Here is an 11,958-nt window from a genome sequence, read left to right as displayed (position 1 = left end):
CTTATACGGCCATCAGGTCTTTTTCTTTCTGCGCCAGATTCGCGTCGATTTCAGCCACGTACTTTTTGGTCAGATCATCGATCTCACCAGTGGCGCGGCGCTCTTCGTCTTCGCTGATTTCTTTTTCCTTGACCAGATCCTTGAGCTGGCTGTTCGCATCACGACGGATGTTGCGCACCGCAACACGGGCATCTTCAGCAACATCGCGAGCCTGTTTGGTGAAGCCCTTACGGGTTTCTTCGGTCAGGGCCGGCATGGAGATCAGCAGCAATTCACCCAGGTTCGTCGGGTTGAGGTTCAGACCCGCGCTACCGATGGCTTTGTCGACGGCACCCAGCATGTTGCGCTCAAAGGCAACGACTTGCAGGGTACGGGCGTCTTTGACGGTGATGTTCGCTACCTGCTTGATCGGAGTGTCGGAACCGTAATACGGCACCATCACGCCTTCCAGAATGCTTGGGTGCGCCTGGCCCGTACGAATACGGCCGAAGTTGTGCATCAGCGACTCGACGGATTTCTGCATACGCTCTTTAGCGTCTTTCTTGATTTCGTTGATCATTGTTGGCCTTCCTCGATCAGGGTCCCTTCAGCGCCGCCATGTACGATGTTCAGCAGGGCGCCGGGCTTGTTCATGTTAAATACGCGCAACGGCATCTTGTGGTCGCGGCACAGGCAAATGGCGGTCAGATCCATCACACCCAGCTTGCGATCCAGCACTTCATCGTAAGTCAGATGATCGAACTTCTCGGCATGCGGGTCTTTGAATGGGTCAGCGGTGTAGACGCCATCGACCTTGGTCGCCTTGAGCACGACATCGGCATCGATCTCGATTGCACGCAAGCACGCTGCCGAATCCGTGGTGAAGAACGGATTGCCGGTACCGGCCGCGAAAATCACGACTTCCTTGGCGTTCAAGTGGCGCATGGCTTTGCGGCGATCATAGTGATCGGTTACGCCAACCATGGAAATAGCCGACATCACGATGGCCGAGATATTGGCACGTTCCAGCGCATCGCGCATGGCCAGGGCGTTCATCACAGTGGCCAGCATGCCCATGTGGTCGCCGGTGACCCGATCCATGCCGGCCGCGCTTAGCGCTGCACCGCGGAACAGGTTGCCGCCGCCGATCACCAGACCGACCTGAACACCGATGCCGACCAGTTGGCCGACTTCCAGCGCCATGCGATCCAGAACTTTCGGATCGATCCCGAACTCTTCCGAGCCCATCAGGGCCTCGCCGCTAAGCTTGAGTAGAATGCGTTTATAGCGAGCCTGATAACCACTGCCCTGCTGAGCCATTGCGAATCTCTCCTGCGGCGTATTTTAAAAATTCTTTGCGAGCTGTTTACAGCTGGCGTTCACTCTAACTTGGCGCTGCTTCAGCGCCATCGGAACATGGCTTTGTAAGCCAGTTCCAAAAGGAAACCAATTAAAAATTGGTACCCCATCTGAAAAGAGGCTGCGCGCGTGAGCGGGCAGCCTCTTCAGGGCGACAGTTAAAAAACCGTCTTATTGCTTGGCGGCAGCCAGCTGGGCAGCAACTTCTTCAGCGAAGTTGTCGACCGGCTTCTCGATGCCGTCGCCTACTTTGAAGTAGGTGAAGGAAACGATTTCAGCACCGGCTTTCTTGGCCAGTTCGCCAACCTTGATTTCAGGGTTCTTGACGAACGCCTGCTCAACCAGGCTCGCTTCAGCCAGGAACTTGCTGATACGGCCTTTGACCATGTTTTCAACAATGTTTTCTGGCTTGCCGGCGATCTTGTCAGCGTTGAGGGTCAGGAACACGCCCTTCTCACGCTCGACCGCTTCAGCGGAAACTTCCGATGGCAGCAGGAATTCAGGGTTGGTCGCCGCTACGTGCATGGCGATGTCTTTGGCCAGCTCAACGCTGCCGCCTTTAAGGGCAACCACAACACCGATCTTGTTGCCGTGCAGGTAACCACCAACAACGTCACCTTCAACGCGAGCCAGGCGACGGATGTTGACGTTTTCGCCAACCTTGCCGACCAGAACCAGGCGATCGGCTTCTTGAGCTGCGATCAGAGGAGCGACGTCAGTCAGTTTGTCAGCGAACGCTTTTTCAACGCTGGAAGCGACAAATGCCTTGAAGTCATCCTGCAAAGCCAGGAAGTCGGTCTGCGAGTTCACTTCCAGCAGAACGGCGGATTTACCGTCTTCCTTCAGAGCGATTGCGCCTTCAGCAGCCACGTTGCCTGCTTTCTTGGCAGCCTTGATGGCGCCCGAAGCACGCATGTCATCAATGGCTTTTTCGATGTCGCCGCCAGCCTTGGTCAAGGCCTTTTTGCAGTCCATCATGCCTTCGCCAGTACGCTCGCGCAGTTCTTTGACCAACGCTGCAGTAATCTCTGCCATTTCAAAATTCCTCTTGGATAGGTTTTCAACCATTCCACCCGATCGAACGGGCGATCAATTCTTCCCGAACCACCCTTGCTGGCCGCTGCAGGCTACAAAGACTGTAACTGCGCTGCCGACAAACGGTTTTCGAGGTGGCAAAAAGGGGGCCAAGCCCCCTTTTTGCTTACTGAGTCAACGCCTAGGCGTCAATTACTCAGCTGCTGCTACCGGAGCTTCTTCAACGAACTGCTCGGTGCCGCCAGCAACGTGGTTGCGACCGCGGATAACTGCGTCAGCCATCGAACCCATGTACAGCTGGATAGCGCGGATTGCGTCATCGTTGCCTGGGATGATGTAGTCAACGCCTTCCGGGCTGCTGTTGGTATCGACTACGCCGATAACCGGGATACCCAGCTTGTTGGCTTCGGTGATCGCGATGCGCTCGTGATCAACATCGATAACGAACAGAGCGTCTGGCAGACCGCCCATGTCCTTGATACCACCCAGGGAACGATCGAGCTTCTCAAGATCGCGAGTGCGCATCAGCGCTTCTTTCTTGGTCAGCTTGGCGAAAGTACCGTCTTCGGCTTGCACTTCAAGGTCACGCAGACGCTTGATGGAAGCACGGATGGTTTTGAAGTTGGTCAGCATGCCGCCCAACCAGCGGTGATCGACGTACGGCGAACCGCAACGTGCTGCTTCTTCAGCAACGATCTTGCCAGCGGAACGCTTGGTGCCGACGAACAGAATCTTGTTTTTGCCCTGGGCCAGACGCTCTACGAAAGTCAGAGCTTCGTTGAACATTGGCAGGGTTTTTTCAAGATTGATGATGTGGATCTTGTTACGCGCGCCGAAAATGTATTTACCCATTTTCGGGTTCCAGTAACGGGTCTGGTGACCGAAGTGCACACCGGCCTTCAGCATATCGCGCATGTTGACTTGGGACATGATAGTTCCTTAATAAGTCGGGTTTGGCCTCCACGTATCCCAATGACCAACCAGCAGCATCAGCTGAAGGCACCCAGGTCATCGTGTCGACACGTGTGTGGATTTAGGCTTTTCAGGGGATCCCCGGAAAGCGGCGCATTTTATATCACAAGGCTGAAAAAAACGGAACCCGGATTGTTAAATCCTGGTGCGCGCCTTGGTTCCGTCCCTTGGAATCCTCCAAGAATGCGCCATTCTATAAGGAGAAGCGATGCACAGAGGCTCAGATTTGCGTTGCTCGTCTGTTAGAATCGCGTTTTTCAGGGCCGCGAAGATCGACCGCGCAACGCCCATTCCGTTTTAGAAGGCGCCATCGAGCGCAGAGAGAGCCTGTATGACCGTCACCCTCAAAACCCCAGAGGACATCGCAAAAATGCGCATCGCCGGCAAACTGGCCGCCGATGTGCTGGAAATGATTGCCGAACATGTCAAGCCGGGCATTACCACAGAAGAACTGGACCGCATCTGCCACGACTACATCGTCAACGAGCAGAAAGCCATCCCTGCCCCGCTCAACTACAAGGGTTTCCCGAAGTCGATCTGCACCTCGATCAACCACGTGGTCTGCCACGGCATTCCGAACGAGAAGGCCTTGAAGGATGGCGATACGCTGAACATCGACGTCACCGTCATCAAGGACGGCTACCACGGCGACACCAGCCGCATGTTCCACGTCGGCACCGTGCCGGTCTGGGCCGAGCGCCTGTCGCAAGTGACCCAGGAATGCATGTACAAGGCCATCGAAATTGTCAAACCCGGCTGCCGCCTGGGCGACATCGGTGAAATCATCCAGAAACACGCAGAGAAAAACGGTTTCTCGGTGGTTCGCGAATTCTGCGGTCACGGCATCGGCAAAGTGTTCCACGAAGAGCCGCAGATCCTGCACTACGGCCGCGCTGGCACCGGCATGGAACTGAAGGCCGGCATGACCTTCACCATCGAGCCGATGATCAACCAGGGCAAGGCCGATACCAAGGTGTTGGGCGATGGCTGGACCGCGATCACCAAGGACCGCAAGCTGTCGGCACAGTGGGAACACACCCTGCTGGTAACCGAAACCGGTTACGAGATCTTCACCCTGCGCGCCGACGACACCATCCCGCGCGTTTCGGCCTGATCCGGGCGCGCAGCTCCTCAGCCTCATAGACAGGAAAGCCAATCGATGCCGCAGGTGGATCCCGAACTCTTCGACCGTGGCCAGTTCCAGGCTGAACTGGCCCTGAAGGCAAGCCCGATCGCGGCCTTCAAGAAGGCGATTCGCCAAGCCCGCGAGGTGCTCGACGAGCGCTTTCGCAGCGGCCGCGACATTCGCCGGTTGATCGAGGATCGCGCCTGGTTCGTCGATAACATCCTGCAAAAGGCCTGGGAGCAGTTTAACTGGAGCGAAGACGCCGACATCGCGCTGGTCGCGGTCGGCGGCTACGGTCGCGGTGAGTTGCACCCTTATTCCGACATCGATTTGCTGATCCTGCTGGACAGCGCCGATCACGAAGTTTTCCGAGATTCCATCGAGCGTTTTCTGACGCTGTTGTGGGATATCGGCCTCGAAGTGGGCCAGAGCGTTCGCTCAGTGGACGAATGCGTCCAGGAGGCCCGCGCCGACCTGACGGTCGTCACCAACCTGATGGAAAGCCGCACCATCTGCGGCCCCGAGCGCTTGCGCCAGCGCATGCTGGACGTCACCAGCACCGCGCACATGTGGCCGAGCAAAGACTTCTTCCTGGCCAAACGCGCCGAGCAGAAGGCCCGTCACCACAAATACAACGACACCGAATACAACCTGGAACCCAACGTCAAAGGCTCTCCCGGCGGCCTACGGGATATTCAGACGATTCTGTGGGTGGCCCGTCGCGAGTACGGCACCCTGAACCTGCGGGCCCTGGCCGGCGAAGGCTTCCTGGTCGAGAGCGAAAACGCGCTGCTGGCCTCCTCCCAGGAATTCCTGTGGAAGGTTCGTTACGCCCTGCACATGCTTGCCGGACGTTCCGAAGACCGCTTGCTGTTTGACCACCAGCGCACCATCGCCGGGCTGCTGGGCTTCAAAGGCGATGACGCCAAGCAAGCCATCGAAAACTTCATGCAGCAGTATTACCGCGTGGTCATGAGCATTGCCCAGCTCAGCGACCTGATCATCCAGCACTTCGAGGAAGTCATCCTCGCGCCGGAAGACCAAGCGCCGCCGCAGCCGATCAACTCGCGATTCCAGCTGCACGACGGTTACATCGAGGCGCGCAACGACAACGTGTTCCGCCGCACACCGTTCGCCATGCTGGAAATCTTCGTACTGATGGCCCAGCAGCCGGAAATCAAAGGCGTGCGCGCCGATACCATTCGTCTGCTGCGAGAACACCGTCACCTGATCGACGACGACTTCCGCAACGACATCCGCAATACCAGCCTGTTTATCGAACTGTTCAAGTGCAAGATCGGCATCCATCGCAATCTGCGACGGATGAACCGCTACGGCATTCTCGGGCGCTACTTGCCGGAGTTCGGCTTCATCGTCGGGCAGATGCAGCACGACCTGTTTCACATCTACACGGTCGATGCTCACACCCTGAACCTGATCAAACATCTGCGTAAGTTGCAGTACACCCAGGTGTCGGAAAAATTCCCGCTGGCCAGCAAGCTCATGGGCAAACTGCCCAAACCCGAGCTGATCTACCTGGCCGGCCTGTACCACGACATCGGCAAGGGCCGGCATGGCGATCACTCCGAAATCGGCGCCGTGGATGCCGAAGCCTTTTGCCAGCGCCATCAGTTGCCGGTGTGGGACAGTCGCCTGATCGTCTGGCTGGTGCAGAACCATTTGGTGATGTCGACCACCGCCCAGCGCAAGGACTTGTCCGACCCGCAAGTCATCCACGATTTCGCGCAGATCGTCGGCGACGAAACTCACCTCGATTATCTGTACGTGCTGACCGTCGCCGACATCAACGCCACCAATCCGACGCTGTGGAATTCCTGGCGCGCCAGCCTTTTGCGCCAGCTCTACACCGAGACCAAGCGGGCCTTGCGCCGCGGCCTGGAAAACCCGGTCGATCGCGAAGAACAGATCCGCCAGACCCAGAGCGCAGCACTGGACATTCTGGTGCGCGGCGGCACCGATCCGGACGACGTCGAGCAGCTGTGGGCGCAATTGGGCGATGACTACTTCCTGCGCCACACTGCCGGCGACGTGGCCTGGCACAGTGACGCGATCCTCCAGCAGCCGGCCGACGGCGGACCGCTGGTGCTGATCAAGGAAACCACCCAGCGCGAGTTCGAAGGCGGCACGCAGATCTTTATCTATGCGCCGGATCAGCACGACTTCTTCGCCGTGACCGTGGCGGCAATGGACCAGCTCAACCTGAACATTCACGACGCCCGGGTCATCACCTCCAGCAGCCAGTTCACCCTCGACACCTACATCGTGCTCGACACCGACGGCGACTCGATCGGCGATAACCCGGCGCGGGTCAAACAGATTCGCGAAGGCCTGACCGAAGCCCTGCGCAACCCGGACGACTACCCGACCATCATTCAGCGTCGGGTACCGCGCCAGCTCAAGCATTTCGCGTTTGCGCCACAGGTGACGATCCACAATGACGCCCAGCGTCCGGTGACCGTGCTGGAACTCAGCGCCCCCGACCGCCCAGGCCTGCTGGCACGCATCGGCACGATCTTCCTCGAGTTCGACCTGTCGTTGCAGAACGCCAAGATTGCGACCCTCGGCGAGCGCGTGGAAGACGTGTTCTTCATCACCGATGCGAACAACCAGCCGTTGTCCGACCCATTGCTGTGCAGCCGCTTGCAGGATGCAATCGTCGAACAGCTGACCGTCAGCAACGAACCCGATATCAAACTGTCGCGCATCAGCATCTGATTTCGCGTCAGGATTCAGCCGCTTTGAACGAGACCCCGTACCGATGAACAACGCTCTGAACCAGTTGCAGCCCTACCCGTTCGAGAAGCTCCGCGCCCTGCTCGGCAGCGTCACGCCAAACCCGGACAAGCGTGCCATTGCGCTGTCCATTGGCGAGCCGAAACACCGTTCGCCAAGCTTTGTCGCCGAAGCCCTGGCAAGCAATCTGGATAAGATGGCCGTGTACCCGACCACCCTCGGAATTCCGGCCCTGCGTGAAGCCATCGCCGCGTGGTGCGAACGTCGTTTCAGCGTTCCGAACGGCTGGCTCGACCCGGCGCGCAATGTGCTGCCGGTCAACGGCACCCGTGAAGCCTTGTTCGCGTTCACCCAGACCGTGGTCAACCGAGGCGACGACGCACTGGTGGTCAGCCCGAACCCGTTCTATCAAATCTACGAAGGCGCGGCGTTCCTCGCCGGTGCCAAGCCGCATTACCTGCCATGCCTGGATGAAAACGGCTTCAACCCGGATTTCGACGCCGTTTCCCCTGACATCTGGAAACGCTGCCAGATCCTGTTCCTGTGCTCGCCGGGCAACCCGACCGGCGCATTGATCCCGGTCGAAACCCTGAAGAAGCTGATCGCCCTGGCCGACGAATACGACTTCGTGATCGCCGCGGACGAGTGCTACAGCGAACTGTACTTCGACGAACAAACCCCACCGGCCGGCCTGCTCAGCGCCTGCGTGGAACTGGGCCGAAAAGACTTCAAGCGTTGCGTGGTGTTCCACAGCCTGTCCAAGCGCTCCAACCTGCCGGGTCTGCGTTCAGGCTTCGTGGCCGGTGACGCCGACATCCTCAAGGGCTTCCTGCTCTATCGCACCTACCACGGCTGTGCGATGCCGGTTCAGACCCAACTGGCCAGTGTTGCCGCGTGGAATGACGAAGTGCACGTACGCGCCAACCGTGCGCTGTATCGCGAGAAATACGATGCAGTGCTGGAAATTCTTGGCCCAGTGATGGATGTGCAACGTCCGGACGGCGGTTTCTATTTGTGGCCGAATGTTGAAGGCGACGACGAGGCGTTCTGCCGTGATCTGTTCGTTGAAGAACATGTGACGGTCGTTCCCGGGTCTTATCTGTCTCGCGAAGTGAACGGCTCAAATCCCGGCGCAGGCCGAGTGCGCATGGCGCTGGTTGCACCGCTGGCGGAATGTGTCGAAGCCGCTGAGCGGATTCGCAATTTCATAACTAATCGCAAGTAACAACCTGAGCCTGTACTGCGCAACGCAGTACAGGCCTCACTCACAATAAAGCAACAAGCACTTAAACATTAAAACCTCCCCCACCCACTTATCACTGATTCAATCCTAATCAAATGCGCCAACATTCGAACCCATTCGAAAGTTAAATTTGATAAGGGCATACCAATGCATCCTCTAGCACCCTGCCAAGTTATTGGAATCTTTGATCCACGCGCCTCTTACGAGGCTGCTCTACGAGAAAACCCTGACAACCTCCAGAATTCTTCAACCGGTGGACGCCAGAAACGTGGAGTCGCCACGCACTCAAAATTCTGGGCCAGCCACAGAACTCTGAAAATTGCATTTATAAACCCGCCCTCCCACGCACACCGCAACGCAGTTATCAACGCTATAAAACATTGGCAAAACTCAATCAACCTAACACTTGAATTTGTAGACGATGCCACGGGCGATATCCGGATCACCCTGGAGGCGCCTGCCAATTACTCGGCCATTGGCACTGATGCGACACTGCGCCAGCCTCATCAGAACACCATGAATGTTGGCACCGACCTGATGCACCCACAATTCGAGGCAACGGTCATGCACGAGTTCGGACATGCACTCGGAATGGAGCATGAACATCAACACCCGCACGCCGATATCCCATGGGACAAACCCAAGGTCTATGACGTCTACCTGCACAACTTCAACTGGTCGAAAGAGCAAGTCGATCACAACTTCTTTAGAACACTGGACGCGATCAACACACGAACAACTCCTTATGACAAACTTTCAATCATGCATTATAAGATTCCGAACGAGTTCACCACCGGCGACTGGTCGGTAGAGAACAACAGCACTATCAGTCAAAAAGATCGGCGACTGATGCGAAAGGTTTATCCCCGCAATAAAGAAGACAGGGCTACTTCACCCCCCCCCCGGATTAGCCTTGCTGAGATCAAGTTTGCCACTTTCATAACCGGTAACACTTAAGACGAAATTAAGATTCACCAAACTGCAGAGCCCCCATTACTCTCATGCAGCACATTAGCGTGTGTATTCACACAACCTCACTTCAAGGAAGAAGTAGCCAATGAACAGTATTGAAGACTGCACCCTTATCCAATGGCCCGACGATCAACAATCCTACGAAGCCACCATCAACGAGAACCCTGAGAATGCCGGCACCGGCGGCGGCACTCGTCGCAAGCGCTCTCTGATCAATTATTCAAAACTGTGGGCAAACGGACGCACACTCAAGATCGCGTTTATCGACGGCCCCAACGATGAACACAAACAGAAAATCATCAATGCGGCCAGCCAGTGGCTGCCCTATATCAATCTGCGCTTCGACTTCGTTGATGGGCTCGAGGGTGATATCCGAATCGCGACAAAAAACAACGTCAACAGCTCAATGCTGGGCACCGATGCGCTGTTGATTCATCCGGACTGGCCGACCATGGATCTGGGTGTCAAACCTGAAGATGCAGACTTCGACGTGATCGTGACTCATGAGTTTGGACATGCCTTAGGCGCCATGCATGAACACCAACACCCTGAGGCCAATATTCCCTGGGATAAGCCGAAAGTGTATGCGTTCTACCAGAATCGAGAAATGAATCCGCTGACCAAAGAACAAGTCGACAGAAATCTCTTTGCTTCCTTCGATACGATCGAAGCGATTTACACGCCTTACGACAGAAAATCCATCATGCACCACCCGGTGGCTAACACGCTGACACTGGGCGATTGGGAAATCCCTATTAACCGAAAGCTCAGTAAAAAAGATAAAAAACTGATGAAGTTGCTTTACCCCAAACGTTAGCAGGCGGTTTGCATCAAGCGCGTTTTCCAAGACAATCGACAGCATTGAAGTGCCATATTAGCCGCTTAGACTGCAGGCAGGCCGTTACACCTATGTCGCATGCAATCGCTGATCGCCACGACAAACGGACAAACCCGACCACGACCGACGCGAAACCGTCCGGTCATGGCATAATCCGTCACCTTTTATTTCCAGCACCTGCAAAGGGGGCAATTCCTTGACCGTTTCAAGTAAAACGTTGCACCTTTTCGGCATCAAAGCCTGCGACACCATGAAAAAGGCGCGCACCTGGCTCGATGAACACGCTGTCGGCTATGACTTTCATGATTACAAAGCGGTCGGAATCGACCGTGAACACCTGACCCAATGGTGCGACGAGCACGGCTGGCAAGTGGTGTTGAACCGTGCAGGCACGACCTTTCGCAAGCTCGACGACGAACGCAAAGCCGATCTCGACCAGCCGAAAGCCATCGAACTGATGCTCGCACAACCCTCGATGATCAAGCGCCCGGTGCTTGATCTCGGTGACCGAACCCTGATTGGCTTCAAGCCAGATATCTACGCGGCAGCGCTCAAGTAAGGCAGCCCGTTCCATTTTTTAGAGGTATCAACATGTCCACTACCCTGTTCAGCCTGGCCTTTGGTGTCGGCACTCAAAACCGTCAAGGTGCATGGCTGGAAGTGTTTTACGCGCAGCCACTGCTCAACCCGTCGGCCGAACTGATCGCTGCCATCGCGCCGGTTCTGGGCTACACCGAAGGCAATCAGGCCATCGCGTTCACTACCGCTCAGGCGTCGCAACTGGCTGAAGCCCTGAAAAGCGTCGACGCTGCCCAGGCTGCCTTGCTGACCCGTCTGGCCGAGAGCCACAAGCCGCTGGTCGCAACCCTTCTGGCCGAAGACGCTCAGCTGACTTCCACGCCTGAGGCTTACCTCAAGCTGCACCTGCTGTCCCATCGTCTGGTCAAGCCGCACGGCCTGAACCTGGCCGGTGTGTTCCCGCTGCTGCCGAACGTGGCATGGACCAGCCAGGGCGCAATCGACCTGGCCGAACTGGCCGAACATCAACTGGAAGCCCGTCTGCGCGGCGAGCTGCTGGAAGTGTTCTCGGTGGACAAGTTCCCGAAAATGACTGACTACGTGGTTCCGGCCGGCGTGCGTATCGCTGACGCGGCACGTATTCGTCTGGGCGCTTACGTCGGCGAAGGCACTACCGTGATGCACGAAGGTTTCGTCAACTTCAACGCTGGTACCGAAGGCCCGGGCATGATCGAAGGCCGCGTTTCCGCTGGCGTATTCGTCGGTAAGGGTTCGGACCTGGGCGGCGGTTGCTCGACCATGGGCACCCTGTCGGGCGGCGGCAACATCGTGATCAAGGTCGGCGAAGGCTGCCTGATCGGCGCGAACGCCGGTATCGGCATTCCGTTGGGCGACCGCAACACTGTTGAGTCGGGCCTGTACGTGACCGCGGGTACCAAAGTGGCGCTGCTGGACGAAAACAACGCACTGGTCAAAGTCGTGAAGGCCCGTGAACTGGCCGGTCAACCTGACCTGCTGTTCCGCCGCAATTCGGAGACCGGTGCTGTGGAATGCAAAACCCACAAATCGGCTATCGAACTGAACGAAGCGCTGCACGCTCACAACTAAGTGCCGCAGGCACCTGTGGGAGCGACGGTCGCACCGTCGCTCCCACAAGGTCCG

The 11,958-nt window shown here is 57.0% G+C and carries 11 protein-coding genes; 7 read left to right on the top strand and 4 right to left on the bottom strand.

Annotation, left to right across the window (positions count from 1 at the left end; all coding sequences use genetic code 11):
• Position 1 precedes the first annotated feature (1 nt).
• From frr to rpsB, 4 genes are all read right to left on the bottom strand, one after another.
• Positions 2 to 559 (bottom strand): ribosome recycling factor, encoded by a 558-nt coding sequence (gene frr / locus ASC74_RS03105; protein ID WP_008028968.1) that lies wholly within the window; start codon positions 557 to 559, stop codon positions 2 to 4.
• On the bottom strand, positions 556 to 1,299 hold the full coding sequence (gene pyrH, locus ASC74_RS03100) for a UMP kinase (protein WP_003172271.1): 744 nt from the start codon (positions 1,297 to 1,299) through the stop codon (positions 556 to 558). Before pyrH ends, frr begins: the two co-directional genes overlap by 4 nt.
• Positions 1,300 to 1,509: 210 nt before the next feature.
• Positions 1,510 to 2,373, bottom strand: a complete 864-nt coding sequence (tsf, locus tag ASC74_RS03095) for a translation elongation factor Ts (RefSeq protein ID WP_033056302.1) — start codon at positions 2,371 to 2,373, stop codon at positions 1,510 to 1,512.
• A 192-nt stretch (positions 2,374 to 2,565) separates the two neighbouring features.
• Complete coding sequence (gene rpsB, locus ASC74_RS03090) at positions 2,566 to 3,303, bottom strand: 30S ribosomal protein S2 (protein ID WP_003219330.1); 738 nt, start codon at positions 3,301 to 3,303, stop codon at positions 2,566 to 2,568.
• Positions 3,304 to 3,676: 373 nt separating this feature from the next.
• On the opposite strand from rpsB, the gene map reads away from it, so the two are divergent.
• From map to dapD, 7 genes are all read left to right on the top strand, one after another.
• Positions 3,677 to 4,459, top strand: coding sequence for a type I methionyl aminopeptidase (gene map / locus ASC74_RS03085; protein WP_046046303.1), 783 nt, complete (start codon positions 3,677 to 3,679; stop codon positions 4,457 to 4,459).
• A 45-nt stretch (positions 4,460 to 4,504) separates the two neighbouring features.
• On the top strand, positions 4,505 to 7,207 hold the full coding sequence (locus ASC74_RS03080) for a [protein-PII] uridylyltransferase (protein ID WP_056739154.1): 2,703 nt from the start codon (positions 4,505 to 4,507) through the stop codon (positions 7,205 to 7,207).
• 43 nt (positions 7,208 to 7,250) lie between these two features.
• On the top strand, positions 7,251 to 8,450 hold the full coding sequence (dapC, locus tag ASC74_RS03075; RefSeq protein ID WP_056739152.1) for a succinyldiaminopimelate transaminase: 1,200 nt from the start codon (positions 7,251 to 7,253) through the stop codon (positions 8,448 to 8,450).
• 165 nt (positions 8,451 to 8,615) lie between these two features.
• Entirely contained in the window at positions 8,616 to 9,425 is an 810-nt protein-coding gene (locus ASC74_RS03070; RefSeq protein ID WP_082555751.1) for a M12 family metallopeptidase, read from the top strand.
• Positions 9,426 to 9,525: 100 nt separating this feature from the next.
• Positions 9,526 to 10,257 (top strand): M12 family metallopeptidase, encoded by a 732-nt coding sequence (locus tag ASC74_RS03065; RefSeq protein ID WP_056739150.1) that lies wholly within the window; start codon positions 9,526 to 9,528, stop codon positions 10,255 to 10,257.
• A gap of 217 nt (positions 10,258 to 10,474) precedes the next feature.
• Positions 10,475 to 10,837: an ArsC family reductase gene (locus tag ASC74_RS03060; RefSeq protein ID WP_046046309.1), complete on the top strand. Its 363-nt coding sequence runs from the start codon at positions 10,475 to 10,477 to the stop codon at positions 10,835 to 10,837.
• Between the two features lie 32 nt (positions 10,838 to 10,869).
• A complete protein-coding gene (gene dapD, locus ASC74_RS03055; protein ID WP_056739148.1) occupies positions 10,870 to 11,904 on the top strand; it encodes a 2,3,4,5-tetrahydropyridine-2,6-dicarboxylate N-succinyltransferase in 1,035 nt (344 codons plus the stop codon).
• Positions 11,905 to 11,958 lie beyond the last annotated feature (54 nt).

The organism is Pseudomonas sp. Root329, assembly GCF_001424925.1.
In the GTDB taxonomy this organism is placed as follows: Bacteria; Pseudomonadota; Gammaproteobacteria; order Pseudomonadales; family Pseudomonadaceae; genus Aquipseudomonas; species Aquipseudomonas arabinosi.
Note: the sequence above shows the minus strand (reverse complement) of the source record. Positions and strands in the feature narration are given on the sequence as shown.